General features: G+C 68.1%; 26 protein-coding genes. 12 read left to right on the plus strand and 14 right to left on the minus strand.

Annotation, left to right across the window (positions count from 1 at the left end):
* Window positions 1-15: 15 nt before the first annotated feature.
* The 3 genes from mgrA to ABH933_RS19290 form a co-directional block, all read right to left on the minus strand.
* Window positions 16-1,059 (minus strand): L-glyceraldehyde 3-phosphate reductase, encoded by a 1,044-nt coding sequence (gene mgrA, locus ABH933_RS19280; RefSeq protein ID WP_429423579.1) that lies wholly within the window; start codon window positions 1,057-1,059, stop codon window positions 16-18.
* A gap of 109 nt (window positions 1,060-1,168) precedes the next feature.
* A complete protein-coding gene (locus ABH933_RS19285) occupies window positions 1,169-1,585 on the minus strand; it encodes a DMT family transporter (protein WP_429423581.1) in 417 nt (138 codons plus the stop codon).
* A 50-nt stretch (window positions 1,586-1,635) separates the two neighbouring features.
* Window positions 1,636-1,956 (minus strand): DMT family transporter, encoded by a 321-nt coding sequence (locus tag ABH933_RS19290; RefSeq protein WP_429423582.1) that lies wholly within the window; start codon window positions 1,954-1,956, stop codon window positions 1,636-1,638.
* 203 nt (window positions 1,957-2,159) lie between these two features.
* Here ABH933_RS19290 and ABH933_RS19295 point away from each other — a divergent pair, with 203 nt between their 5' ends.
* Together ABH933_RS19295 and ABH933_RS19300 are read left to right on the plus strand one after the other, a co-directional pair.
* Window positions 2,160-2,627, plus strand: coding sequence for a MarR family winged helix-turn-helix transcriptional regulator (locus ABH933_RS19295; protein WP_429423583.1), 468 nt, complete (start codon window positions 2,160-2,162; stop codon window positions 2,625-2,627).
* Window positions 2,628-2,691: 64 nt separating this feature from the next.
* The gene (locus tag ABH933_RS19300) at window positions 2,692-3,063 is read left to right on the plus strand and encodes a hypothetical protein (RefSeq protein ID WP_429423584.1); all 372 of its coding nucleotides are present in this window, start codon (window positions 2,692-2,694) and stop codon (window positions 3,061-3,063) included.
* Here the strand turns inward: ABH933_RS19300 and ABH933_RS19305 are convergent.
* Together ABH933_RS19305 and ABH933_RS19310 are read right to left on the minus strand one after the other, a co-directional pair.
* Window positions 3,051-3,740 carry a TetR/AcrR family transcriptional regulator gene (locus ABH933_RS19305; protein WP_429423585.1) on the minus strand — a complete coding sequence of 230 codons (690 nt, stop codon included), beginning with the start codon at window positions 3,738-3,740 and terminating at the stop codon, window positions 3,051-3,053. The genes ABH933_RS19300 and ABH933_RS19305 overlap by 13 nt on opposite strands.
* Window positions 3,741-4,092: 352 nt before the next feature.
* Window positions 4,093-6,369, minus strand: a complete 2,277-nt coding sequence (locus ABH933_RS19310) for a molybdopterin-dependent oxidoreductase (RefSeq protein WP_429423586.1) — start codon at window positions 6,367-6,369, stop codon at window positions 4,093-4,095.
* 163 nt (window positions 6,370-6,532) lie between these two features.
* Here ABH933_RS19310 and ABH933_RS19315 point away from each other — a divergent pair, with 163 nt between their 5' ends.
* Entirely contained in the window at window positions 6,533-7,864 is a 1,332-nt protein-coding gene (locus ABH933_RS19315; RefSeq protein ID WP_429423587.1) for a glycoside hydrolase family 1 protein, read from the plus strand.
* A 97-nt stretch (window positions 7,865-7,961) separates the two neighbouring features.
* On the opposite strand, the gene ABH933_RS19320 is transcribed toward ABH933_RS19315, so the two are convergent.
* Window positions 7,962-8,384 carry an organic hydroperoxide resistance protein gene (locus ABH933_RS19320; RefSeq protein ID WP_215919770.1) on the minus strand — a complete coding sequence of 141 codons (423 nt, stop codon included), beginning with the start codon at window positions 8,382-8,384 and terminating at the stop codon, window positions 7,962-7,964.
* Between the two features lie 121 nt (window positions 8,385-8,505).
* Entirely contained in the window at window positions 8,506-10,005 is a 1,500-nt protein-coding gene (locus tag ABH933_RS19325; protein ID WP_429423588.1) for a flavin-containing monooxygenase, read from the minus strand.
* Window positions 10,006-10,617: 612 nt separating this feature from the next.
* Here ABH933_RS19325 and ABH933_RS19330 point away from each other — a divergent pair.
* Both ABH933_RS19330 and ABH933_RS19335 read left to right on the plus strand, forming a co-directional pair.
* Window positions 10,618-10,950: a hypothetical protein gene (locus ABH933_RS19330; protein WP_429423590.1), complete on the plus strand. Its 333-nt coding sequence runs from the start codon at window positions 10,618-10,620 to the stop codon at window positions 10,948-10,950.
* A gap of 248 nt (window positions 10,951-11,198) precedes the next feature.
* Complete coding sequence (locus ABH933_RS19335) at window positions 11,199-11,846, plus strand: response regulator transcription factor (protein WP_429423591.1); 648 nt, start codon at window positions 11,199-11,201, stop codon at window positions 11,844-11,846.
* On the opposite strand, the gene ABH933_RS19340 is transcribed toward ABH933_RS19335, so the two are convergent.
* Window positions 11,834-12,325: a pyridoxamine 5'-phosphate oxidase family protein gene (locus ABH933_RS19340; RefSeq protein WP_429423592.1), complete on the minus strand. Its 492-nt coding sequence runs from the start codon at window positions 12,323-12,325 to the stop codon at window positions 11,834-11,836. The two genes, ABH933_RS19335 and ABH933_RS19340, sit on opposite strands and share 13 nt — an antisense overlap.
* A gap of 206 nt (window positions 12,326-12,531) precedes the next feature.
* Between ABH933_RS19340 and ABH933_RS19345 the strand changes: the two genes are divergently transcribed.
* Window positions 12,532-14,280 (plus strand): sensor histidine kinase, encoded by a 1,749-nt coding sequence (locus ABH933_RS19345; RefSeq protein WP_429423593.1) that lies wholly within the window; start codon window positions 12,532-12,534, stop codon window positions 14,278-14,280.
* Between the two features lie 94 nt (window positions 14,281-14,374).
* Here the strand turns inward: ABH933_RS19345 and ABH933_RS19350 are convergent, their stop codons facing one another.
* Window positions 14,375-14,977 (minus strand): dihydrofolate reductase family protein, encoded by a 603-nt coding sequence (locus tag ABH933_RS19350; protein WP_429423594.1) that lies wholly within the window; start codon window positions 14,975-14,977, stop codon window positions 14,375-14,377.
* A 289-nt stretch (window positions 14,978-15,266) separates the two neighbouring features.
* Between ABH933_RS19350 and ABH933_RS19355 the strand changes: the two genes are divergently transcribed.
* The 3 genes from ABH933_RS19355 (at window position 15,267) to ABH933_RS19365 (ending at window position 17,390) form a co-directional block, all read left to right on the plus strand.
* On the plus strand, window positions 15,267-15,767 hold the full coding sequence (locus ABH933_RS19355) for a winged helix-turn-helix transcriptional regulator (protein ID WP_429423595.1): 501 nt from the start codon (window positions 15,267-15,269) through the stop codon (window positions 15,765-15,767).
* A 79-nt stretch (window positions 15,768-15,846) separates the two neighbouring features.
* The gene (locus ABH933_RS19360) at window positions 15,847-16,356 is read left to right on the plus strand and encodes an SRPBCC family protein (protein ID WP_429423596.1); all 510 of its coding nucleotides are present in this window, start codon (window positions 15,847-15,849) and stop codon (window positions 16,354-16,356) included.
* A complete protein-coding gene (locus ABH933_RS19365; RefSeq protein WP_429423597.1) occupies window positions 16,353-17,390 on the plus strand; it encodes an LLM class flavin-dependent oxidoreductase in 1,038 nt (345 codons plus the stop codon). Before ABH933_RS19360 ends, ABH933_RS19365 begins: the two co-directional genes overlap by 4 nt.
* Before the next feature lie 126 nt (window positions 17,391-17,516).
* Here ABH933_RS19365 and ABH933_RS19370 read toward each other — a convergent pair whose 3' ends face one another.
* The 3 genes from ABH933_RS19370 to ABH933_RS19380 all read right to left on the minus strand — a co-directional run bounded on the left by ABH933_RS19370 (window position 17,517) and on the right by ABH933_RS19380 (window position 20,946).
* Window positions 17,517-18,695: a damage-control phosphatase ARMT1 family protein gene (locus ABH933_RS19370; protein ID WP_429423598.1), complete on the minus strand. Its 1,179-nt coding sequence runs from the start codon at window positions 18,693-18,695 to the stop codon at window positions 17,517-17,519.
* Window positions 18,696-19,062: 367 nt separating this feature from the next.
* Window positions 19,063-20,466, minus strand: coding sequence for an MFS transporter (locus ABH933_RS19375; protein ID WP_429423599.1), 1,404 nt, complete (start codon window positions 20,464-20,466; stop codon window positions 19,063-19,065).
* A gap of 24 nt (window positions 20,467-20,490) precedes the next feature.
* Window positions 20,491-20,946, minus strand: a complete 456-nt coding sequence (locus ABH933_RS19380) for a MarR family winged helix-turn-helix transcriptional regulator (protein ID WP_429423600.1) — start codon at window positions 20,944-20,946, stop codon at window positions 20,491-20,493.
* 116 nt (window positions 20,947-21,062) lie between these two features.
* Between ABH933_RS19380 and ABH933_RS19385 the strand changes: the two genes are divergently transcribed.
* Entirely contained in the window at window positions 21,063-21,560 is a 498-nt protein-coding gene (locus tag ABH933_RS19385) for an Lrp/AsnC family transcriptional regulator (RefSeq protein ID WP_245401409.1), read from the plus strand.
* Window positions 21,561-21,622: 62 nt separating this feature from the next.
* Here ABH933_RS19385 and ald read toward each other — a convergent pair whose 3' ends face one another.
* Both ald and ABH933_RS19395 read right to left on the minus strand, forming a co-directional pair.
* Complete coding sequence (gene ald, locus ABH933_RS19390) at window positions 21,623-22,732, minus strand: alanine dehydrogenase (RefSeq protein ID WP_215919747.1); 1,110 nt, start codon at window positions 22,730-22,732, stop codon at window positions 21,623-21,625.
* Between the two features lie 515 nt (window positions 22,733-23,247).
* Window positions 23,248-23,604: a hypothetical protein gene (locus ABH933_RS19395; protein WP_429423601.1), complete on the minus strand. Its 357-nt coding sequence runs from the start codon at window positions 23,602-23,604 to the stop codon at window positions 23,248-23,250.
* A 225-nt stretch (window positions 23,605-23,829) separates the two neighbouring features.
* On the opposite strand from ABH933_RS19395, the gene ABH933_RS19400 reads away from it, so the two are divergent.
* Window positions 23,830-24,312 carry a hypothetical protein gene (locus tag ABH933_RS19400; RefSeq protein ID WP_429423602.1) on the plus strand — a complete coding sequence of 161 codons (483 nt, stop codon included), beginning with the start codon at window positions 23,830-23,832 and terminating at the stop codon, window positions 24,310-24,312.
* A gap of 91 nt (window positions 24,313-24,403) precedes the next feature.
* Window positions 24,404-26,425: an ArnT family glycosyltransferase gene (locus ABH933_RS19405; RefSeq protein ID WP_429423774.1), complete on the plus strand. Its 2,022-nt coding sequence runs from the start codon at window positions 24,404-24,406 to the stop codon at window positions 26,423-26,425.
* Window positions 26,426-26,429 lie beyond the last annotated feature (4 nt).

Consider the following 26,429-nt stretch of genomic DNA (forward strand, 5'->3'; position numbering starts at 1 on the left):
CCGCGCGCTTTTCCGCTAGAGCGTCCCCTGCCGCGCGGAACGCCACAGGTCGACCGCGCCGTCGTCGTCCAGCAGCGCATCGATCTCGTTCAGCTCCTCCGGGCTCAGCGTCGCGTTGCCCAGGGCCGCGACATTCTGGTCGAGCTGGCCGACCGAGGACGCGCCGATCACCAGGGAGGTCACCCGCGGATCGCGCAGCGCCCACACCAGCGCCAGCTGGGCCAGGGTCTGGCCGCGACGCTGCGCGAGGGCGTCGAGTTTGCGCAGGCGATCGATCATGGCGTCGGTCAGCAGGTCGTTCTGGAACGACTTGTGTTGCGTCGCACGCGATCCCGCCGGGACCCCGTCCAGGTATTTGGATGTCAGCAGGCCCTGGGCCAGCGCGGTGAAGCCGATGATCCCGAATCCCTCGGCCGCGGCGGTGTCGAGCAGGCCCTCGGTCTCCACCCAGCGGTTCAGCATCGAATACGACGGCTGGTGAATCAGCAGCGGGGTGCCCAGCTCGCGCAGGATCGCGGCCATCCGCGCCGAATGCTCGCTGTCGTAGGAGGAGATGCCGACATACAGCGCCTTGCCCCGGCGCACCGCGGTATCCAGCGCCGCGGCGGTCTCCTCGAGAGGAGTCGTGGGGTCGAAGCGGTGCGAGTAGAAGATGTCGACGTAATCCAGTCCCAGTCGCGACAGCGACTGATCCAGCGAGGCCAGCACGTATTTGCGGGAGCCACCGCCCTGCCCGTAGGGCCCGGGCCACATGTCCCACCCGGCCTTGGTCGAGACGATCAGCTCGTCGCGATATGCCCGCAGATCCTCCCGCAGCAGCCGCCCCGCATTGATCTCGGCCGCACCGTACGGCGGGCCGTAGTTGTTAGCCAGATCGAAATGCGTGATGCCGAGATCGAATGCGCGCAAGGCGATCTCGCGCTGCACCGCGAACGGGCGATCATCCCCGAAGTTGTGCCAGAAGCCCAGCGACAGCATCGGCAGATCCAGCCCGGACCGGCCGGTGCGGCGGTACTGCATCGAGCCGTCGTAGCGGGTGGGTTCAGCACGGTAGGTCATCGCGATCCTTTCCATTCGGCACGATCATTCAAACACGGGACCGTGCCGGTCGCCGCCGCAACGGCGACGCTGCCGGTGCGACCGCACCGGCAGCGTCGCCGGCCGGGTGTCAGGTACCGTGCGGGTCCGGCAGCGGTGCCTCGGCGTGGGCCGACGACGGGTCGGGCGCCTTACCGGGCCGGTCGGCGAGCTTCAGCCACACCACGCCCGCGATGATGACCGCCAGCCAGAATGCCTTGCCAGGGCTCAGGGTTTCGCGGAACAGGACGGGCCCGAGCAGCGCGGCCCCGACCGCACCGATTCCGGCCCAGACCGCGTAACCGATACCCACGTCGATGTGCCTGAGGGCGACACTGAGGGCGAAGAGGGTGAGCAGGAAGAACACGATCGCGACGAGCGACCAGGACAGCACGGTGAAGCCGTGACTTCCGCCCACGGACAGGGCGTAGCCGATCTCGAATCCTCCGGCCAGGAGTAGTACCAGCCAGGCGCCGAGATTGCTGTCATGAGCGATGCCGGTGGACATCGTTGAGTCCTTTCGATGCGGTGAGGTGGATGCGTGCGGATTCGGTCGCGCTACGCGGCGCCGGTGAGCTGCAGCCCGGCGACTCCCCCGAGAATGATCGCGATGCCGAGCGCCTTGCGCCAGGTGAGGCGCTGATCGAACAGCAGGGCCCCGAGCACGACGATCCCGATCCCCGCCACTGAGGTCCACATCGCGTAGCCGACACCGACGTCGAAGGTGAGCAGCGCCAGGCTCAGGAAGTAGGTACCCGCGCCACCACTGACCAGCGTGGCGATCGTCCACCGAAGGTTTCTGAAGCCCTCGGCCTTGCCGGCGGCGATGGCGACCACGATCTCGAAGGCCACCGCAATCGCGAGGTAGAGCCAGTTCACGATCGATCCTTCCGGTTGAGCTGCGGATTCTCCGCCGCAGCAAATAGATACATGTACATACATGGAAATGTAGCGGTTCACTCCGCGTCTGGGCAACCCGTTTCAATGCGAGCCCCCGGGCACCGTTCCGTCCCGAACGCGGGTTTGCCCGAGAAATGGATGTATGCGCATACTGGTTTCGGGGCGAGCAAAGGAACAGTCGCATGAGCGCTACCCGGTCGGTGCCACCATCGTCGACGCATACCGACGCCCTGTCCCCCGACGGACAGCGCTGGATGGCGTTGTCGCTGCTGCACACCGCCGTCCAGGGACGCATCGAGCGAGAACTGCAGCACGCGGTCCACATCACCTTCTCCGAATTCGTTGCGCTGCGCGCACTCTCGGACAACGAGCTCGGCGAGCTGCGCATCCAGGAGCTCGCCGAGGCCACCGGCCTCAATCAGAGTTCGGTATCGCGCCTGGTCTCACGACTGCAGAACACCGGCTTGACCGAGCGCCGCACCTGCGAGATCGACAGGCGCGGGGTCTACACCGGTATCACCGACAAGGGCCTCGAGACCCTCGAAGCCGCCGCCGGAATCTATGACAGCGCACTGCGTGCCAGCATCGAGGAGTTCTCCACTCCGGAAGCCGCGACCAGCCTGCGCGAGATCATCGCCGCAATGCCCTGAACGATCGCGGGCCCGAACGCGACGAGCCGGGGGCCCAGCTCAACTCTTGAACAAAGATAAAATCATGGCTAGCTTGTACGTGCTGCAGTTGCTGTTGGCGGCGATGTTCGTGGTGATGCTTCTCGCCTACCGAACTGCCGGGCCCCGCGCGCAGCGGGCGGTGGATGCGGCGGCGGCACGGCAGAAAGTGGCTCCGGAGGTGCTCGCGGAGCACGGGGTCCGGTTGACCGAGGGGCGGTCGGCATTCTTCGTCGGTTATGCCATCGCGGCCGCCCTGGTGGTGCTGGGCGTTCTCACCCTGAGCGGCAACGAGCTCGGGCGGCTGCCGTCCTGGTACCGACCGGCCACAGTGGCGCGGTGGCTGCTCGCCACCGCGGGTTCGGTGGCGGTGATCGTCCTGCTGGCGCTGCCCGCGAGCGACCGCTACTTCTCCTGACCGGCCTCGAGCCGGGTCTGCAGGCCATCGAGCACGGTCTGCAGACCGAACTCGAAACTGGTGTCGCTGGAAAGTGTTTCGACGTCGTTCGACTCCGACGCGGCCAGGCGGGCGCGGAGCCGGGGAAACTGCCGGGCGATGTCGGTGACGTAGGTCAACGTCTCACGTATCCGGGGCGCTTCCTCGGCGCCGTCGCGCCGCAATCGCGCCCGCCAGGCCTGCTCCGCGGCCGAGCCGTGGGCCGCACCGATCACGTACATCAGCACGGTCGCCGAGGCATGATCCGCATCGTCTCCGGAGAAGCCCGCGCCCTCGAAGACGCCGAGGCAGCATTCGTCGAACCGCGCCTTGCCCGGACCGTAGACCAGGTGTGTGCTCATGGCCGGCAACAACCAGAAGTGCCGGCCGATCATCCCGTACACCTCGCGCGCCAATGCCGCAGCGGCCGAACGCCACTCGCCGCGCCCGGGATCGGGAAGTGCGATCTCCTGCCACACCAGGTCGGCGGCCAGCGTGACCAGCTCTTCCTTGTTCTTGACGTGGTAGTACATGGCCGTGGACGCCACGCCCAGCTGAGTACCGAGACGGCGCACGTTCAGTCCGTCGACACCCTCGGCATCGAGCACCTCGACCGCCGCGGTGACGATCTGCTCCCTGGTCAAGGTCTCTCGCGCCACAATCGGTCACTGTACCCAGCCCCAACGCCAAATTCGGGAACGCCGTGTCCGCCGGGTCCTCCACCGTCACGAAAACTGCGCGTGAACGATGAGCGGGGCGAGTGGGCCGGCAGTGCCGGGCTGGCCTAGCTCGGCGGGACCGCGAAGCCGCCGCTCGACGGGCGCGTCCGGATTGCCAGCAACGGCAAGATCTCTACCGCGCCCCTGGTCCCGCAGCTGGTGGCCGGGGGCAAGATCGGGCTCGACGCTCCGGCAGCGGGCTACCTGACCGCAGATCAGAACAGGTGTCGCGACTCGTTGCGCTGCACGCTCTTTCGGAGAACGAGCGACAGGACACCCAGCCGCGCGCTGATCACGCCGTGACGGGCGGGCGCGTGACGGTGACGTCCGGCGCCGGTTCGCGATACGGCTCGATCTGCACCAGGCTCAGCTGGCCGGTACATCCCTGGCTCAGTGTCGAGGAGGGGTGGTCGGCGGTCAGGACGTTCGGATTGCCGTGGCGGCAGAAGCTCGGATCGGCCGGGTCGGGGTCGTACCAGGCGCCGGTGGACAGCTGGGCGATGCCGCGGCCCACCGCCTCGGAGATCACCAGGCCAGCCAGGCAACTGCCGCGGGCGCTGCGGATGCGCACGATGTCGCCGTCGCGCAGGCCGCGGGCGGCGGCATCGCTCGGGTGCAAGCGAACCGGCTCGCGGCCGGACACCTTGGCCGATTGGCTGTGCGCGCCGACATCCAGCTGGCTATGCAGCTTGGTGCGCGGCTGATTGGCGATCAGCTGCAGCGGAAAGTGCTGCGCCGCAGGGCTTCCGAGCCACTCCTCGGGTTCGAGCCACACCGGATGCCCGGGACAGTCCGCATAGCCGAAACCGTCGATGGTCTCGGAGAAGATCTCGATCCGCCCGCTGGGGGTGCGCAGCGGATGCGCATCCGGATCGGCGCGGAAATCGGCGAAAACCACCTGTTCGGCCTCGGCCGCGCCCAGATCCAGCCCCGGACCGGCCCAGAACTCGTCGAAATCCGGAATCTCCGGGACCCGCAGGCCCGCGCGCCACTGCTCGTACAGCTCGCGCAGCCACTCGCGCGCGGTGCGACCCTGCGTGAATTCCTTACCGACACCGAGCCTTTCGGCGACCTCGGACAGAATCGTGTAATCATCGCGGGCCTGGCCGTGCGGACCGGTCAGCGCGGGCATCGGGAAGAACATGCGATCGTTGCTACCCGCGCCGAAATCGTCGCGCTCGATCGTCATCGTCGAGGGCAGCACGATATCGGCGCGGCGCGCGGTGGCCGTCCAGAACGGATCGTGCACCACGATCGTCTCGGGCCGGTCGAACGCCTCGATCAGCCGCGCCAGATCCTGATGGTGGTGGAACGGATTGCCCCCGCACCAATACACCAGCCGGATATCCGGATACACCAGGTGCTGGCCGTTGTAGTCGTAACCCGCACCGGGATTGAGCAGCATATCGGCGATGCGGGCGACCGGAATAAATGCCTGAACGGGATTCTTGCCCTGCGGCAGACCCGGGGGCGAGAGCCGCCGTTTCGGCTCCCCCACCATCGCCGAGGACCCGTAGCCGTGCCCGAAGCCGCCCCCGGGCAGCCCGATCTGGCCCAGCATCGCCGCGAGCACCACGCCCAGCCACACCGGCTGCTCGCCGTGCCGGGCACGCTGCAGCGACCAGCTCACGGTGACGAAGGTGCGCGCGGCGGCCATCTCCCGGGCCAGGGCCGCGATGCGCTCCGCGGGCACGCCGGTGATCGCCGCGGCCCATCGCGGATCCTTCACCACACCGTCCGGCTCGCCGCGCAGATAGCGGGCGAAGCGCTCGAAGCCCACCGTGTATCGATCGAGAAAATCCCGGTCGGCCAAGCCTTCGGCATCCAGCACGTGTGCCAGCGCCAGCATCAGCGCAGCATCGGTGCCCGGGCGCGGCGCGACCCACTCCGCATCCGCCTCGCCCGGGGTGTCGTCGCGCAACGGGCTGACCGAGACGAACCGGCACCCGCGCGCCCGCGCCGCGGCCACCCAGCCACGGGCGTGATGGCCCGAGACCCCGCCGGGCGTCACCGCGGAATTCTTGGGCGAGAGCCCGCCGAAGGCGACCACGAACTCGGCATGCCGCGCCAGCACCTCCTTGGACGTGCCGTGCTCGAGCAGCCACCACAGATCCCCGAGGATGTGCGGCAGCAGTACCGTCGAGGTTCCCACGCTGTAGCTGTTCACGTGCCGCACATAGCCGCCCAGGCAGTTCAGGAACCGGTGCACCTGGCTCTGCGCGTGATGGAACCGCCCCGCGCTGGCCCACCCGTAGGACCCGCCGTACACCGCCTCGGCCCCATGTTCGGAGTACACCCGCCGCAGTTCCCCCGCCAGCAGCTCGCTCGCCCGCTCCCACGAGACCGGCACATAGGGATCCGTCCCCCGGCCCGGAGCTCCCGGCCCCTGCTCGAGCCAGCCCCGGCGCACGTACGGCTGCGAGATCCGAGTCGAATGATGTTGCGCCGAAGCCACATTCTCGATCAGCGGCGTGGGCTCCGGATCTCCCGCCCAGGGCCGCACCTCCGTGAGCCGGTGGCCATCGCTGACGGCCTCGAACACTCCCCAGTGCGTCAGATGCGTGATCATGACACCACCGTAGCGAGGAACGCCGCCTCCGCCGTGGCGACACTGGACAAGCGACCACTTCGAGCACAGAATGGCAGCACACCGAGCGATCACTCGGTTAGCCGCCGACGTGACAGCTAGCGTCTCAGCACGACCACCCGCACACCCCACGCAGAGGAGTTCGATGCGCCCGCTCAGCCGACGCCACGCCCTGGCTGCCCTCGCCGCCGGAACCGCGGCCGCGCTCGCAGGCCCGGCCGCCATCGCCGCCGCCCGGCCCGCACCCCCCGCGACCGTGCCGCCGCTGGGCAGCGACTTCCTCTGGGGCGTGGCCAGCGCCGGATTCCAATGCGAGGGCCACGCCCCCGACAGCAACTGGACCCGCTATGTCGCCAAGAACGCCAGCTACGATCGCTACCACGACGCGGCCGACTTCTACACCCGCTACGCCTCGGATATCAGCCTCGCCCGGCAGCTCGGCGTCGGCGTCTACCGCATCAGCATCGAATGGGCACGAATCCAGCCCCGCCCCGGCACCTGGGACGAGAACGGCTTCGCCTTCTACGACCGCGTCCTGGACAGCATGGCCGCCCATGGCCTGCGCCCCATGCTCACCCTCGACCACTGGGTCTACCCCGGCTGGGCCGCCGACCGCGGCGGCTGGGGCAACCCCGGAATGGTCGAGCTCTGGCTCACCAACGCCCGAAAAGTGGTGGACCGCTACGCATCCCGCAATCCGCTCTGGATCACCTTCAACGAGCCCGCCTTCTACATCGTCAACGAAACCCAGAACGGAGAGCTGTCCCCGCTGCAGATCCCCGCGATGCAGCAGCGACTGTCCCAGGCGCACAACAGCATCTATGACTACATTCACCAGCGCCAGCACGGAGCGCAGGTCACCAGCAATATCGCCTATGTCGCCGGAACCATCGAACCGGTCGCCAACGGGCCCATGCTCGATGCGATCGCAGCCAAACTCGACTACGTCGGCATCGATTACTACTACGGCTACAGCCCGCAATCGCTCCTGAGCGGCAACGTCGACTTCGACGCCCTCTGGAAAATGCCACTCCAGCCCGAGGGCATCTATTACGCACTCGAGTACTACACCCGCCGCTTCCCCGGCAAACCGCTCTACATCGTCGAGAACGGCATTCCCACCCAGAACGGACAGCCCCGCGCCGACGGCTACACCCGCGGCAACGACCTGCGCGACACCATCTACTGGATCCAGCGCGCCAAGGCCGACGGCATGCCCGTCATCGGCTACAACTACTGGAGCATCACCGACAACTACGAATGGGGCAGCTACACACCGCGATTCGGCCTCTACACGGTGGACGTGCTCACCGATCCCACGCTCACCCGCCGCCCCACCGACGCGGTCGCCGCCTACGCCGAAATCACCCGCGCGGCAGGCGTGCCCGCCCGATACCGGCCGACCCGCAGGCCGGTCGCCTGCTCGCTGGTCGATGCGCCGGACAGCTGTGCGGACCCCGTCACGATCCCCGGCTGAGTTTCCCGAACCGTTTCGGCCGGGAACGCGATTGCGCCCCCGGCCGGAACAACACCGGATTCCCGCATGCCCGGGACCCGATGTCGGACAACGCGACTCAGTCCTCGGCGATCAGCACGTCCACCTCGATGTTGCCCCGCGTGGCATTGGAGTACGGGCACATCTGATGCGCCTTGTCGGCGACCTCACGGGCCTGCTCGCGCGACAGATTCGGCAGCGACACCTCGAGGGTCACCCGCAGCTGGAACCCACCCGACTCGTTCGGCCCGATACCCACCTTCGCGCCGACCGCCGAATCGCCGGTATCGAAATTCCCCTTGCCGCCCACGGCCTTGACCGCCTGGTGGAAGCACGCCGCGTAGCCCGCCGCGAACAGCTGCTCCGGATTCGCGCCCTCGCCGCTGCCGCCCATCTCCTTGGGCCGGGCCAGATCCAGATCCAGCGTGCCGTCGGCGGTCCTGGCGTGGCCGTTGCGCCCGTCACCGGTGGCCAGCGCCTCCGCGGTGTACACCACGTTCATTCAGATTCTCCTTAGAGCACGGGTCGATACGACCGATACCCTAGTGAGCAATATTATTGGGCACAACATATATCTTGCGCCGCAGCAGATGTCCAGCCGAGATCCGACCGGCCACCGCCGATCAGGCCGATTGCGATTCCGGCGCCTGACGCACATCCGCTCCACGCCGCCCGAATTCGAGAACCCCGTCCTCGATCGCGCCCTTGCGCAACAACTTCCGATCCCGGAAGTAGTTGTTCACCACACGCCACGGCCCGCGCGTCCCCTGCCGCGGCATCACCGCATCCCCGCGCTGAATATAGCCCGATGTCAGGGCCCCGCCCATCACCGACTGCTCGGACCTGTCCCCCTCCTGCGGCACTGCGACGACGGTCGAATATCCCCGCGACTTCATGTGTTCGAGCAGGCGGCAGAAGTATTCCGCGGCCAAGTCCGCCTTCAGGGTCCACGACGCGTTCGTGTAGCCCAGCACGATCATCGCATTGGGCACCCCACCCAGCAGCGTCCCCTTGTATGACACCAGATCCCGCGTCGCGAGCGGCTCACCATCTACGACCAGCTCCGCACCGCCGAGCATCTGCACCGTCAAACCCGTTGCGCTGATGACGATATCGGCATCGAGCTCTCGGCCCGACGCGAGCCGGATACCCGATTCGGTGAACGTCTCGATCCGGTCGGTCTCGATCGAGGCGCGCCCCGAGCGCAGCACCCGGAACAGATCGCCGCCCGGCACCACGCACAACCGCTGATCCCACGGGTTGTAGCAGGGGCTGAAGTGCCGCATGTCGATTCCCGAGCCCACCTGCGCGCGCACCGCGGCCAGCAGCAGCCGGCGCGCGAGCCCCGGATTCGTCCGGGAAAGCTGAAAACTCGCCCGTTGCAGCGCGATATTGCGTGCGCGCCCGGTCCGGTACGCAATGGCGGTGGGAACCTTCGCCGCCTCCAATCCGACGGCGACCGGATCATCGGCCGGCAACGCGGTGATGTAGGTGGGCGAACGCTGCAGCATCGTGATGTGCGCGGTCTCGTCGCACATGGCAGGGATCAGTGTGATCGCCGTGGCCGCGCTGCCGATCACGACCACGCGCTTGCCGCGGTAGTCCAGATCCTCCGGCCAGTGCTGCGGATGGACGATCGGCCCCCGGAAGATCTCCTCACCCGGAAAATGCGGGCGATAACCGTTGTCGTAGTCGTAGTAACCGGTGCAGCCGGCCAGGAAATTGCTCGTGTACTCCTCGGTTTCGCCGCTGCGCTCGTCGACCGCGGTGACGGTCCAGATCTGCTCCCGGCTCGACCAGCTCGCCCGCACGACCCGCCGGCCGAAGCGGATATGGTCCGTTACACCGTATTCCGCCGCCGTATCGGCGACGTACTGCCGGATGTGCGGCCCGTCGGCGAGCACCTTGGTGCCGGTCCACGGGCGAAACCCGTACCCGAAGGTGTACATGTCCGAATCTGACCGAATACCGGGATACCGGAACAGATCCCAGGTACCGCCGATGGCCTCCCGGCGCTCCAGGATCGTGTAGGTGCGCCCGGACGTCTCCCGGGTCAGATGGCAGGCCATGCCGATTCCCGACAGACCCGCGCCGATGATCAGTACGTCGACATGCCGCGCCATTGAGGTATCCGTTTCCGTGGAAGACCTGCCCGGACGACCTTGACCGGGCACACCCGCAGATTACATGTTATCTGCGGTTACGTCTAGTTCCTCGACGGCCACTTCCCTGTCGGTGCAGGGTTTTGCATTGTTGATTGAAGAGGTTGAGTTTCATGTATAAATGCGCATAGGTCGGTACCGCAGTTTGTTATCTACCTATTCGACAGTCTCCACAATCGGACGGCGACCTGCGGCCTTCCAGCCTCGGAGTCGCCGGCCGCGATTACGACAAGCCCCCGTCCTCGCCCGAGTCGGGTCACCTCGCCCCTACCCCACCGCGCTCGTCGTCGAGCTCTCCAGGCCTAACCTGCACTGGAGGTGCTAGGCGCTCCCCCGGCCGACGAAACACGATCGATCCAAATCGCATATTCCAATGCGCATATTCCTGTATAGATATGGGCATTGGATCTATCGCAACCGCCTGCGAAGCACCGAGATGCGGGCCGAGACTCGGCCCGTGACCGTCGATGACGCCCCGGTCGCAACGATCCGCCAACGGATTCTGATCTTTGGATGGAAACCGTTCGCGGGCACATCTTTTCGAAGTAACCTTGAGGCACGAGGTGATGAGGGATGGACATCGTTATCTTCGCCGGGTGCGCGATGGCCGTGTTGGTCTCCTGGTGCATGATCGCGTTGCGCATCACCGGGCGGATTCACCGCATCCACCTGCACAAACCCCCAGCCCGGCCCACACCGCCGACACCGCGCGATCCGGCCCCGGAGGTGGACGCCCAGCTCACCATCGAGTGGGCCTCCCCCACCCAGGTCTGGCCCGCGCTGACCGCCGAGAACACGTTGCTGGCGGCGCGGCTGTCCGGACGGATCACCCCGGGCGAATATCGCGCCAAGATGCTCGAGCTCGCCCGCCACTGCGAACCCCATCCCACCGCCGGCAGCGAATAGCGCTGGGCGACATCACAAGTCGGATATCCGGAACTTCGGCACCGGGACTTTGGTCCCACAACGGACGGACACAGGACCCTGCCGGGTGCGCCACCCCGGCGGCCGAGGCTCGTGTGAACCGGACACTCCACACCCCGTGCCGCCACGACCCGTGACCGCCGACCAACCAAGATCAGTAAGTGGGGTGTGCGGGCGCTGTGGACGGACTATGGTTGCGGTAACTACCGCACGGAGATTGGACACCACCGATGATCAAGGTGTTCCTCGTCGACGACCACGAGATCGTGCGTCGCGGCCTGGTAGACCTGCTCGAGGAGGACCCGGAGCTGAACGTCGTCGGAGAGGCCGGCGACGTGGCCACCGCCATGGCGCGCGTACCCGCGCTGCGACCGGACGTCGCCGTCCTGGATGTGCGCCTGCCCGACGGCAACGGCATCGAACTGTGCCGCGAGCTGCTGTCCAAGCTCGAGGGCCTGCGCTGCCTGATCCTCACCTCCTTCACCGACGAACAGGCCATGATGGACGCCATCCTCGCCGGTGCCAGCGGCTACGTCGTCAAGGACATCAAGGGAATGGAACTCGCGCGCGCGGTCAAGGAGGTCGGCTCGGGCCGCTCGCTGCTGGACAATCGCGCCGCCGCGGCGCTGATGGCGCGGCTGCGCAGCAGCACCGAGACCGACGGCCCCCTGGCCTCGCTCACCGACCAGGAGCGCAAACTGCTGGACCTGCTCGGCGAGGGCCTGACCAACCGTCAGATCGCCGAGCGGATGTTCCTGGCGGAGAAGACCGTCAAGAACTATGTCTCGCGCCTGCTCACCAAACTGGGCCTGGAGCGCCGCACTCAGGCGGCGGTCTACGCGTCCAAACTTCATGGTGGGCAACGTCATTCGTCCTGACCGCACGGCCCGAGCAGCCGGATGCCGTTGACCATGGTCGGCTCGATCGCGATCACCGAATCCATATTCCGGTCCATCCACGGCCGCAGGACCTTTTCGTACCGGGCGACCCGGGCCGGGTCGGTGATCGGATGCGCCAGGCCCGTCACCACGACGGCCCAGCCGGTGTGCGTCGCGGGGTCGATCTGGTCGGCCTCGTAGGCGACCACCACGGTGGTCTCCGGCCGCACCGTGCCGGTGAGCCGGGAGGTGATGCGGGTGCGCACGATGATCTGGCCCTCCTCGACCAGATGGAACACCGGCCGGATGGCGGGGAGCGCGTCGCGGGTGAACACCACCCGCCCGTAGGGCGTCTCGGCGATCAACTGCATCGACTCGGCGCGGTCGAGGTCGATCACGACACTGCTCTCCGGGCCGCCGCGATAGCCGGCGAGCGATTCCGCGATCTCGCCGTTGGAGTTCCACTCGATCCACACCACGTCGCGACCGCCTCCAATCTGTCGGGCGCCGATACGCCCGGAACCCCTTGATCCCTATCCGATCATCGGCGGGGCCGGCGCCGACAGAGAACAAGGTCCCCTTCAGCTCGGACGCCGGACATCTGCGCAATGAAGATCGAAAATGACACGCCGGGCGTATGATTCGACGCGCCAGCGTGGTCCCGCCGATCGTCAGGATTGCCCAGATGGCCGAACTGCCCGAGCCGGCAGAACAGCCCCCCGAAGTCGTACCGTCCGAGGTGACGACGCGACCCGGGCAACCCTCCAGCATCGGCTCGTACTCGGTCCGCCAGACGCTGTCCCAGCTGCGGTTGCGCGAACTGCTCGCCGAGGTCCGCGATCGCGTCGACCAGGTCATCGACATGCGCGACCGGATCGACGCGCTCGTCGAGGCCATGCTCGCGATCAATTCGATCCTGGATCTGGACGACACGCTCCGCACCGTCGTACGGGCATCCACCGCCCTGGTTGATGCCGAATACGGTGCGCTCGCGGTCTACGGCCATGACCGGCGATTGCACCGGTTCATCTGCCAGGACAGCGATGGGGTCGCCCGGGAGCACAACGGCACGCCCCCCGAACGACTCGGCGCGCTAGGGGTTTTCCCGGATCCAGTGCGGCGCGTCGGCCCCGACGAACGCCCCGCCGGATTCGCGCCGAGCCGATCGTTTCTCACCGTGCCGGTACGCATTCGCGACGAGACCTTCGGAATCCTCTATCTGGTGGACAGATCCGATCAGCTCCCGTTCGGCGAGGACGACAAGGTGATCGCCGAGGCGCTGGCCGCGGCGGCGGGCATCGCGATCGACAACGCCCGCCTGTTCGAGTCCGCACGCACCCGCCAGGCGTGGATCGCCGCCACCCGCGACATCACCACCGAGTTGCTGGCCGGCACGCCCAGCGGTGAAGTGCTGGCGCATCTCACCGACACCGCCCGCACCCTCACCCATTCCCTGCGCGCATTTCTCGCGGTGGCACCGGATCCGGACAGCGCCCTCGAGGACATCACCGAACTGGTGGTTTCCGAGTGGTCCGGGCCCGGCCCCGGATTGCGGCCGGACAGTCCGCTGAGCACCGAGGGGACGACCATCGGCGCGGCCTTTCTCGGGCGCACCGCCGCGGCCCTGGACGCCGCCCCCGCCGATCTGGCCGACCTGCTGCCCGATGCCGGTCCCGCGCTGATCGTCCCGCTCCTCACCTCCGGTTCCACCCTCGGCGTGCTGGCGGTGCTTCGCGAGGCTGGTGCGGCGCCTTATACCGCCGAAATCGTGGAGCTGGCAACGACATTCACCGATCAGGTGGCGCTGGCGATGCGGCTGGCCCAGGCGCAGCAACGCATGCGCGTGGTCGACATCCTCACCGACCGCGACCGCATCGCCCACGATCTGCACGACCATGTGATCCAGCAATTGTTCGCTATCGGCCTCAGCCTGCAGGCGACCATTCCGCGCACCCAGTCGACCGAGGTGCGGGACCTGCTCACCGGCATTGCCAACGGTCTGCAGGACGTGGTGCAGGAGATCCGCACTTCCATCTTCGAACTGCACGGCGGCGACCAGCAAAGCACCCAGCTGCGCGAACGCCTCGAGATGACGATTCGGCGCGAGGGCGCCTACGGCGAACTCCGGACCGCGCTGCGGGTCAACGGGCCGCTGTCGGTGGTCGGCGACGAGCTGGCCGAGCATGTGGAAGCCGTTGTGCGCGAGGCGGTCCGCAATGCCGCGCGGCAGTCCGGGGCGACGGGGATCGACGTCGAGATCGGCGTGGCGGACGATCTGACGGTGATCGTCACCGACGACGGCGGCGGGCCCGAGCCGGGTGGGCTGGACGGTCTGCGCCGCCGGGCCGAGCAATCGGGTGGGCGATTCGACGTGCGGGCAAGCACCGCACCATCGGCCGGCACCCGCGTGTACTGGTCCGTGCCGCTGCGCTGAACGGGTATCCACCGGTGTCAGCGACGGTCTCGCTCAACGGATTCGGCGCACCGACCCTGGACCTGCATTTCGACGACCGATCCCGCGCCTGAGGCTAATCGGCCCCGCCCTCCCGCATGGGCGCGTAGGTGTGTACGGCCAGCGCATCGCCGACGCGATGAATATCGACGAGGCGCAAGGGTTTCGGCGACAACGGCGCGGGTTCGCCCGTTCGGTCGAATATCCGAGCGCCGACGCCCATCAATACCGGGAAGACCACCAGCCGCAGTTCGTCCACCAGCTCGTGCTCGATCAGCATGGGCAGCAGCGCCGAGCTGGCGTAGACGCGGATCTCCCCGTCGAACGCCCGGCGCAGCGCCGAGATCTCCTCCAGCGCTTCCCCTTTCAGTAAGGTCGAATTGTTCCAGGCCGGATCGGTGAGGGAGCCCGAGACGACGTATTTGGGCATGCCGTTCATGCGTTCGGCCAGCGGGCCGCTGCGCCGGGGGTAGCGGGCGGCGAAGAATTCGTAGCTGCGGCGCCCCAGCAGCAGGGCCTGTGCGCGCAGCGCATCCTCGAGGATGAGCCGGTTCCAGGCGTCGCGGTCGGCCGCAGTGAGCACGGACCGCCAGTCCGCGCTGTTGAGTCCCTCATCCCCGGTCGGATCCTGTGTGACGGCGTCGAGCGAGACGTTCTCGAAGACGGCGATCGTTCCCATGACGGTGCTCCTCTGCGTAGTGCGAACTGTCACGGGGATAGACACCGGCCCGTCGCGGAACTGGGCGCACCTCGGGCCGCCCACTTCGCCCGGCCGGCCGTGTCCATACTCGAAACAGGAATGGGAGGCAGGCCTACGTCCTGACCCTCACCGGCGATCGGATCAGCGGCATGGTCCGTTTCGACAACACCGCGCTGCCCTGGTTCGGACTGCCTCGCTCGCTGCCGGACCGCTGAATCAACGCCGTCAACCAGCGAAGTTTGATTCCTGGACCCGGTATTCTCGAATGATGAGACGGACCTCCTTCGCCCGCTGGCCCTGTTCGGTCGCGCGCACCATGGATCTGCTCGGGGACTGGTGGACGCCGCTGGTGCTCCGCGAATGCTTCTACGGCATCCGCCGCTTCGACGAGTTCCAGGAGCAGCTGGGCATTCCGCGCACCACCCTCGCCGAGCGCCTGCGGCGCCTGGTCGCCGAGGGGCTGCTGGAAAAGCGCGCGTACCAGAACGAACCGGTGCGGTACGAATACGTGCTCACCGAGATGGGCGCGGATTTCTGGAGCGTGCTGCTGGCCATGACCCGGTGGGGAGACCGTTGGCTGGCGAGCGACGACGGGCCGCCCGTCGTGGTTCACCACACGCGCTGCGGGCACGACACCCGGGCGCAGGTGGTGTGCGAGCACTGCGGGGAGGAACTCCCGGCCACGGAATCCCGGATGCGGATCGGTCCGGGATATCCGCAGCAGCTGGCCACGCGACCGGATATCGTGCGGCGTTTCGCCGCCGACTAGGCGTCTAAACAGGGGTTGACATGCTAAGTCTAATTACGAGACTATCTCGGGAGCGCATGCCGCGAGAGAGGTGATCAGCATGGAGTGGACCGGCGCGAAGTACGCCGACGGTCCGACCGTCGAGGTCGAGACCTGGATCGACGCCCCACCGCAGCGGGTGTGGGAGATCGTCTCGGACATCACGCTCATGCCGGAGTTCAGCGATGAGCTGCGGTCCGCGCACTGGCTGGGCGGGGCTACCGGCCCCGCGATCGGCAACACCTTCCTCGGCAGCAGTGCCCACCCGTCGCTGGGCGAATGGTCGACGACTTCCCATGTGATCGAATGCGATCCCCTCCACACCTTCGCCTGGGCGGTCAGCGATCCCGAGAATCCCACCGCGACATGGCGTTTCACCCTTGACCCGCGCGACGGCGGGACCGTGCTGCGGCAGTGGGTGCGCATGGGCCCGGCCCGCTCGGGCCTCTCGCGGGCAATCGACGCGATGCCGGACAAGGAGGAGAAAATCGTTTTCGTCCGGATGCGGGAGTTCGAGACCGCTATGACCGGCACGCTCGCCGCGATCAAGGCCCGCACGGAGGCACGGTGAGGACCGCGACGACCGTCGAGGTCTCCGACAATACCCGGGACACACTGAATTTCGTGGTCGAGGCCGAGGCGATGGGCCTGGACGTCTGCTGGGTCGCCGAGGCGTGGGGTTCGGACGCCCCGTCGGTCCTGGGTTATCTGGCCGCCCGAACCGAACGGATCCTGCTGGGATCGGGCATCATTCAGCTCGGCACGCGCACCCCGGTGGCGATCGGGCAGGCCGCGCTCACACTCGCGGACCTGTCGGGGGGGCGCTTCCTGCTGGGCCTGGGCGCCTCGGGGCCACAGGTCATCGAGGGGCTGCACGGAGTGCGCTTCGAGCGTCCGCTGACCCGCATGCGCGAGACCGTGCAGATCGTGCGCCAGGTGTTCGCGGGCGAGAAGATCTCGTTCTCCGGCAAGCAATTCCAGATCCCGCTGCCCGGCGAGGCCCGCCCGATGCGGCTGTCCAAGGCCGCCAACCCGGACATCCCGATCTACCTCGCTACCCTCTCCCCCCGCATGCTGGAACTGACCGGCGAGATCGCGGACGGCTGGCTGGGCACCAGTTTCGTGCCCGAGGGGGCACACGCCTACTTCGACCATCTCGATGCCGGGCTGACCGCCTCCGCGCGCACCCGCGCCGATCTGGACATCTGCCAGGGCGCCGAGATCGCGCTGTTCGACGATGAGGACCGGATGCGCCAGCACATCCGGGGCCGCACGATGGAACTGGCGTTCAGTATCGGCGGGATGGGCAGCGCCGGAACGAATTTCTACAACGCCGCCTACGGCCGCCAGGGTTGGTCCGGGGTCACCGGCGAGATCCGGGACCGCTGGCAGGCCGGGGATCGCGAGGGCGCCGCCGCCCTCGTCACCGACGAGATGGTGCTGGCCACCACTCTGATCGGCACCGAACCGATGGTGCGCGAACGCCTTCGGGTCTGGCGTGATGCGGGCGTGGACACCGTGCGCATGTACCCCGCCGGGGAGACCCTCGACGACAAGCTCGCGGCACTCGGGCGCGGTATCGAGCTGGTCCGCGAAATCGGCTGAGTCGCAGAGCGTTCGCGGCGGTCCGGCACGGATTCGGCCGGAATCCATCGCAGCACACAGTCGATCCCGGCCGAGAGCGCGCCGGACCGCCGCGAACACACCGGAACGAGGCCGCGTTGTCCGGGATCACGCACAGTGGATCACGGCGTAGTCGCCGCTGGTACGCCAATTGGGGTCCACCGCATCGAGTTCTTCCGCCCTGCCCTCCGCTAACCCGACCGCAACATCACATTTCAGTGTGCGCAACGCCGTCACCGGGGACGGGAAGTAACCCACCAGCTCGCCGAAAGGCGTTGTGGGCGGCCAGTAGCGGTCGCCGACGAGGCGGCGGTAGTTCAGGTCCCCCTTGAGGATCGTCATCTCCGCACCGGACAGCTCGACGAAAAGATCCCCGGGCAGCTCATGGTAGGTCAGTGGGGCGCAGAAGAATTCGTGGGTGCGCGGCACCAGCCGATCGTCGCTCAGCGCCGCCCACAGCCGCTCGCCGATCAACCGCGCCTGCGGGTCGGCGGCCGCGCGAAGCAGCCGCAGCACGGCCAGTAGATCCCCCATGGTGGCGTCGGAGACGTAGTAGGGCTGCGGCTTGAGGTACACCACCACCTGGGCGGCCAGGCCCGTGTCCAGGAGGTGATCGGCGAGCACCAGATCGGGCAGCAGTTCGCGGCCCGCGTTGTCGGCGATCAGCGCAACCGCCGGGTCGCTCGCCGCCTCCAGGGCCGCCCACAGCACCGCGCTGTCGTCGGCGAGCAGGCCCCGCTCCGATGGCGCCCGCTCGGTGACCTCCGCGCCGTCCCGCGCCGCGGTGAGCAGAAAACCCAGATCGGCCCGATTGCCCCACAGCGCCGCGGCCAGCAGCGCCTGACGCGCCGCGTGGTCGGGGGCGCCCGACACCCGGGCCAGCGCGGACACCTCCGCGGCCGTCTCCGGTGTGCGCAGTTCCGCGTACTTCTTGGGCGCGAACGGATCCACGCCGCGCCACACCCCGTCGTCGAAGTAGCCGACGGCCTCGAGCAGGCGGCGGTAGAAGTAGCTCTCCGCCCACAGGAACGATGCCTCGGACCACGGGCGGCCCCACATCTCCCGACCCCACGCCAGCCAGTGCGACAGGTCCGGCGCGGCGGTGTCGATGTGTTCGATCACGCCCGTGGTGCTCTCGCCGAGCAGGCGGTGCAGCGCCGCGCGCTGCGCGGGCGCATAGGGCCGCCCCGCGATCACCTGCTCGATCAGCAGCGGATGGCGCTCGTGGAAGACGCTGTGCGGGAACGTGCCCGGAATTCCGGCGAGGATCGGCGGCGCATCGGTCATGGATCGATCCTGTCTCATCGGCGTCCAGGCACCTAACCGCGATTCGGCAATCGATCAGCACACTCGCTGTGCGACGGAGGAATGGTCCAAAAGTCCTGGACCGGCGCGAGGGGGGCGGTATCGAAGAACGGATCGACCCGCAGCAGCGCGATGAATTCCTCGACGGTGTACCCCGCCGCCCGGATCTGCCAAAGTAGCCGCACAGCAGCTGATCTCGGATCGGCCGGCGCCTGCATTTTCCTCCCGCAGAATGTCCGTACACATGGCGAAGCGGGCCGCGGGGGCAATCGCGGCCCGCCCCATGGAGCCGTCTCGATCATCGAGACACACCGAGCTTAGCGAGCATTCAGCTAATCTCGTGGCATTTTCAGCCCTTCTCGGCCGCGCCCACCCGCCCCAGCGATCGGTCCGCCACCGTGAGCACCAGCAGCAGACCCGAGACCACCAGCGTGAACATGGCCAGGCGGTGTAGTCCGGCGGTATCGGCCGAGTGCCCGAAGACCATGCCGTCGGCGCTGGATGCGGCCAGCGCGCCGAGATACATGAACGTCCGCAGCAGCCCGGCCGAGGAACCCATCCGAGCCGAATCCGCCTGATGGTAGACCGCGTTCTGGTTGGCCAGGCTCAGCAGGCCCTGCGGCACGCCCACGACCAACGCCAGCCCGATCAGCATCCAGAGCGCGCTGTGGGCGTGCAGGGTCAGCATCAGCGCGCACCCCGCGACCTGGACCACCGCACCGACGATCAGCTTGCCGCGGATCTGAGGCCGCCGACCGGTCGTGGTGGACACCAGGATCGCGGTGACAAACGTGGCCAGCAGCACCAGGCCCGCGGCCGAGGCGCTCAGGCCGCGGCCGTCCTCGAGCCACTGGGTGAATCCGTAGAGGAAGCAGTACGACACCGTGGCCGCCAGCACCGTGCGCAGGTAGGTGGCCACCAGCGCCGGATTACCGCCGAGCACCCGCAGGTCGATGAACGGCTCCACGGTGCGCAACTCCCGCACCACCAGCGCGAGCGCGGCCGCCGCGGCGATCGCGAGCAGATACAGATTCGACAGCCGCGGTGTCATGAGGAACAGCAGCATCGAGACCAGCATCGCCGCGAAGGCCACGATTCCGGGCAGGTCGATCCGCATCCCCGAACGCGACCCTCGCTGCGGGGCAACCACATCCGGGAACCGCAGCCGCGCGGTGACGAACGCCGCGATCGCCAGCGGGATGTTCACCGCGAAGGTGGCACGCCACCCGCCGAGGCCGATCAGCAGCCCGCCCAGCGATGGGCCGATCACCGCGATGGTCTGATTCGCTACGGCCAGCACGGTCAGAATGCCGGCCGGGCTGTTGCGTCCGGTCCGCTCGGACTCGGTGCGCAGCAGGTACATCGAGGCGGGATAGCCCGCGCAGGTACCGAATCCGAGGATCACCCGGGCCGCGATCAGTACGCCCAGGTTCGGCGACAGGGTACCCAGCAGTCCGGCCATGCCCGTCAGCGTGGTGCCGATCAGGAATAGTTTGCGCGGCCCGTAGAGATCGACCAGACGGCCGACGACCGGCTGGCCGACGGCGGTCGCGAGGTACAGCGCGGAGATCAGCCAGGCCGTCTGGGCGGGCGGCGCGCCGAATGCGCGGCCGATCGGGATCAGGGATACCGCGATGATCGAGGAGTTGACCGGATTCAGGATCGACCCCAGGATCATCGGGGCGATCAGTCGGCGATCGAATCCGTCCTCGCCGCCGCGCAAACGGCGCAGCGGCGCGACGACGCGGTCCATGACGGGAGGCAAGGGCCCACCCCTTTACTGGTCGGGCTGAATCAACCGTTCCAGCAGGGCCAGCGCCTCCAGTACGGTCTGCCGCTCGGGCTCGGTGAAGCGGGACTCCAGTTGCCCGGTCAGCCACTCCCGCCCGCTTCGCGCACGATCGTCGAAGAATTCGCGGCCCGCCGGACTCAGCGATACCAGCTGCTTGCGGCCGTCCTCCGGATCGGGACGGCGCCGGATCAGATCCCGCTGCTCGAGCACCGCGAGGGTGGCGGCCATCGACTGTGGGCGCACGCGCTCGGCCGCGGCCAGCTCGCTGGCCGACGCGTCTCCGTGCTTGCCGAGCCGCGAGAGCACGGCGGTCTGCGTCGGGGTGAGTTCGCGATTGTCGGAGAGCTCGATGAGACGACGACGCAGGCGGCCGACGAGGGTCCGGAGCTCGCGCGAGGCGCGGGCGGCGGACTCGGAGACGTCGCCGGGATTCTGGTCCATGCCTGGACCATACTTTATTCAGTCTGAACTGTCCAGTTCGCCTGTGCAGTTCGGTTCGCGAACAATCTTCATCGTCCCGAAAGCTACGCCGAATGATCTTCGGTATCGTGTCGAGTATGCGCACATCCGACCGGCCCGCGGTCCCGCGGACGCCCGTCCCCCTCGACGAGATCGATCACATCCTGCTCGACGAGCTGTCGCGGGACGGGCGGATGACCAACAACGCGCTGGCCGCCGCGGCCGGGATCGCGCCGTCCACCTGCCTCGGCCGGGTGCGGGCGCTCGTCGAGCGCGGGGTGATCCGGGGCTTTCACGCGGATATCGATCCGGTCGCGGTCGGGCGCAGCCTGCAGGCGATGATCGCGGTGCGGGTCCAGCCCAACGCGCGCCCGCACCTGGCCGAGTTCGGCGAACAGCTCAGCGCGCTGAACGAGGTCCTGAACGTGTACTTCATCGCCGGCGCGGACGACTATCTCGTGCACGTCGCCACCGCCGACTCCGAGGGGCTGCGCCTGTTCGTGCTGGAACACCTCAGTGCGCATCCGGCCGTGGAGCGCACCGAGACGATCCTGATCTTCGAGCACGTCCGCCCGCGCCTGTGGCCCCAGCGCTGAGGCCCCCAGGGCCCGGCAGCTGCGACCGCGATGACGCGGGCGGACGAAATCCGTTGCGGCGCTTAGGCGACCGCCTCCGTGCGGAAGTCGTAGCCGTGCGCGGCCGCGACCGACTCGGACAGCAGCTCACCGGCGTGCGTGCTCAGGCCCGCGGCCAGGCCCGGATCGGCCGCCGTGGCCGCGCGCCAGCCGCGGTCGGCCAGCGAAACCACGTACGGCAGTGTGGCATTGGTGAGCGCGACGGTCGAGGTGTAGGGCACCGCGCCGGGCATGTTGGCCACGCAGTAGAACACCGAGTTGTGCACCCGATAGGTGGGGTCGTCGTGGGTGGTCGGGCGCGAATCGGCGAAGCAGCCGCCCTGGTCGATCGCGATGTCCACCAGCACCGAGCCCGGCTTCATCTGCGAGACGAGCTCGTTCGAGACCAGCTTGGGGGCCTTCGCGCCGGGCACCAGCACCGCACCGACGACCAGATCCGCCTCGCGCACCGCGCTTTCCACCTCGTGGGCGTTGGAGATGATCGTGCGCACCTGTCCCCGGTACTGCGCGTCCAGCTCGCGCAGCGGCGCGATGTTCAGATCCAGCACGGTCACCTCGGCGTGCATGCCGACCGCGATGGCCGCGGCATTGCGCCCCGCCACGCCCGCGCCGATCACCACGACGTTCGCGGGCCGGGTGCCGGGCACGCCGCCCATCAGCACGCCGCGCCCGCCGCCGCTGCGCATCAGGTGGTAGGCGCCCGCCTGCGGGGCCAGCCGACCGGCCACCTCGCTCATCGGGGCCAGCAGCGGCAGCGATCCGTCACGGCCGGTGACGGTTTCGTACGCAATGGACGTGATGCCCGACTTCAGCAGCGCGTCGGTGCACTCTACCGACGCGGCCAGGTGCAGGTAGGTGAACAGCACCTGCCCCGCGCGCATCCGGGAATACTCCTGTGCCACCGGCTCTTTCACCTTCAACACCAGATCGGCGGTGTCCCAGACCGCGTCGGCCGTATCGAGCACGCGCGCACCGGCGACCTTGTACGCGTCGTCCTCGAAGGCCGACCCGACGCCCGCCCCGGCCTCGAGATACACCTCGTGCCCGCGCGCGGTCAGCTCGCGAACCCCGGCCGGGGTGCACGCCACGCGGTACTCGTGGTTCTTCACCTCGCGGGGGATGCCGATCTTCATGGGTTCTCCTCGTCATCGAGCGGTGGTGGTGATGGATGCCACCTTTCGACAGCGAGTATGAAGAATCTGCAGGCTGAGCGCTAGAACAGTGAATTTAATTCTCAAACTGTCCATTTTTCTATCTGAATCCTCGACAACGGTCGCCGACGATCGGGTTCGGCCGAACCTTCTTCGGCCGAACCCCCGGCGTCCCCCGGCGCGACGCCGCGTCGGACATCCGGCCGTCGCGAGGTGTCGGCCCGTCGCCCGTGCAACGCCGCAGGTTTTGGCTGACATCCGGCAATCAAGATCTGCGAGCGCGTGCGCCGGAATCCTGGAATCCTCGGTGCACCAGGCCTATCCGTCGTACGTGGTCGACAACTCCGGCGCCACCACCACCTGGCTGCACGGCTGGCTCTCGGACATCGCCCGGCAGTAGGGCCTGGCACTGCGCGCACGAAGTGTTGCGTCCGAGGGTGTTCCGGCACCGCTGAGGGAGTCCGGATCCGGTGTCCGGGCTCCCTCGCTCGTATGCGCTACGCGCAGCGGACGTGGAAGACGGCCGACGGGGTGACCCCCGGGAAGGTGCCGACCTGGACGGTATTCGGACCGTCCAGCGAGCAGCCCGCGGGAACCGTGGTGACCACGACCCGGTAGCAGCCGAGTGGGACCGATGCGGTCGCCGCGCCGTCCGCGCCCGTGGTGACCGTCGCGGCGGCCCGGCCGCCGGAGCACGGGGTCACCGAGGCACCCAGGCCGGTCACCGGAAAGTTCTGGCCCATTTCCAGTGCCTGCACCCGGACGCCCGAGGCGCCGAGCCCATTCGCGGCGGCCAGGCCGGGTACGGCGGCGAGTGCGACGATCGCGGGCACGGTGAACAGGATGCGGCGCAACGGGTCTCCTTCGGTGAGCGGTGAATTCGGCAATCCCCCAACGGGTTGTCCCCGGGCCAATATAAGCGCCGCCGCGCGCGTCCCGCGACCGGATGCCGATTCGTGCCACCATTTCGCATCGGGGTCTCCCTCGATGTCCCCGGCCGGGTGTGCTTCCGACACCGCGGGCACGGGTCTGCTATTTTGCGGCCTCGATTCAGCAACCTGCGGCGTAGCATCGCCGGTATGGATGCCGACACTGTTGATCGGGACTGGAACGCCCTGCAGCAGCAGGCGCAGCAGACCGCGCAGATGTTCCAGACCCTGGCGGGCAAACTTCAGGCAGCCGCGGCCGCCGGGGATCAGAACGCCCGTGAATGGCTGCTGGACCTCAAGGAGGCCGCGCTGTCGGTGCACCAGGAGGAGACGCAGGCCGCGCAGGTGATGCAGTCGGTGCACGCGCTGGTCGACAACCACGTCAACCAGATCGCGCAGATCGCACCGGCCGGTTACCCGCAGCAGCAGTATCCGCAGCAGCAGTATCCGGCGCAGCCCCAATACCAGCCGCAGCCCGGCTACGCGCAGCCCCAGCCCGGCTACCCGCAGCAATACCCGCAGCAGGGTGGCGGCATGCTGCACCGGTTCCTGGGCAGCTCGTTCGGCAGCGCGATGGCGATGGGCGCCGGATTCGGCATCGGCGACGACATCATCAACGATATCTTCCGCTGAGATTCACAGCGTTCTCACAGGCCCAGGCCAGAATTCTCACCGATCGGCCGGACAAGCTGGCTCGGTGACAGCGACCACTGCCGATACGGCCATGCCCGAATCGACCTCCCCTCCCCTCGCTGACGTTCCCGAACGAGTACTCGGCCCCGCCCTCCTGTGGGAGCGCATCGGGCTCGCCGCGCTACTGCTCGGCACGGCCGCGGCCTACCTGTGGAACATCACCGTCAACGCGATGGGCAACGGCTTCTACGCCGCGTCGGCCTGGGCGGGTTCGGAGAACTGGAAGGCCGTGCTGTTCGGATCGCTGGATCCGGGCAACTTCATCACCGTCGACAAGCCGCCCGTCTCGCAGTGGGTGATGGGGATCTCGGGCCAGCTGTTCGGCTTCTCGAGCGCCAGCATGCTGATCCCCGAGGCCCTGATGGCGGTCGCCGCCGTCGCGCTCATGTACGGCGCGGTCACCCGGGCGACCGACAGCCGCGGCGCGGGTCTGCTCGCGGGCGCGGTACTGGCGGTCACGCCCGTGGTGGCGATGATGTTCCGGTTCAACAATCCCGACGCGGTAATGGTCCTGCTGATGACCGCGGGTGCGTACTGCACGATCCGGTCGCTGCGCGCGGCGAGCCTGCGCTGGATCGTATTCGCCGGTATCGCACTGGGTTTCGCGTTCCTGGCCAAGATGCTCGAGGGGCTGATGGTGATGCCCGCGCTCGCGCTGGCCTATCTGATCGTCGCGCCGACCTCGCTGGGCAAGCGCCTGGCGCACCTGCTGGCCGCGGCGGCGGCGCTGGTCATCTCCTCCGGATGGTATGTGCTGCTGACCATCCTGTGGCCGGCGGACTCGCGCCCGTATCTGGCCGGGTCGACGAACAACACGTTCATGGATCTGGTCCTGGGCTACAACGGTTTCGCCCGCTACCTCGGTCAGAACCACATGGGCGCGGGCAAGATGTTCGCGACGATGCCGCCGGGCTACGAATTCCCGCGCTTCGGCGGCGGGCACGGTGGGCCGTGGGGCGGGGCCGGCGGCCCCGCCCGCCTCTTCACGGGCGAGATCGGATTCGAGATCTCCTGGCTGCTGCCCGCCGCGATCCTCGCCCTGGTACTGGTGCTGATCTCGCGGAGCCGGGCCCCGCGCACGGACATGGTGCGTGGCGCTGCGCTGACCTTCGGGCTGTGGCTGCTCATCGACGGCGCCGCGTTCGCGGGCATGAAGGGCGGCATGCACGCCTACTACACCCTGGCGATCGCGCCCGCGATCGCGGGCACCCTCGCGCTGGGCATGCACGAGATGTGGCGGCGCCGCGACGGCATGCTGGGCCGGTTGGGTTCGGCCGCACTGATTCTCGCCGGTGGCGTGTGGGGATTCGTCCTGCTGCACCGCAATTCGGGCTGGCAGCCGTGGCTGCGCTGGATGGTCCTCGCGGTCACCGTGATCGCGGCGGCCGGGCTGATCCTCACCGCGATTCCCGCGCTCTCGCGCCGGGCGCGGGGACGGGCCACGGCGGTGCTGGTCGCGGTCGGAACGGTCGCGGCGCTGGCCGGATCCACCGCCTACGCCGCGGTCACGCTGCCGCAGTCGCACACCGGCGGCGGCCCCTCGGTCGGCCCGGCCCAGAAGGACGACATGCCCGCCGCGTTCTCCCAGATGCGGCACGTGTTCGGCATGTTCATGGGCGGCGGCGACTACCCACCGCAGCTGCTCTCGATGCTCGAGCACACCCACACCAGGTGGTCCGCCGCTATCGACCGCTCCGGGCCGGCCTCGGGCCTGGAATTGTCCACGCGCACCTCGGTGATCGCGATGGGCGGGTTCACCTCCGAGGATCCGGTGCCCACGCTGGCCCAGTTCCAGGACATGGTCCGCACCCACCAGGTCACGTATTACCTTGCGCCCGAGGTCAAGCTGCCCGATTCGTGGAAGAAGAAGCCGGACGGCAAGGACACACAGACCCCCACCGCGACGAAACAGCAGGCGCCGCAGCAGGATCCGGGCGCCGGGGTCTGGCATCCGGTGGGGAACGTCGACATCTACAACTGGGTCTCGCAGCACTACACCGGTCAGAAGATGGACGGGCTGGTCGCCTACAACCTGATGGCGCCGTCACACTGAGCCG

It is taken from the genome of Nocardia sp. GP40 (assembly GCF_050434125.1).
GTDB classification, from domain to species: domain Bacteria; phylum Actinomycetota; class Actinomycetes; order Mycobacteriales; family Mycobacteriaceae; genus Nocardia; species Nocardia albiluteola.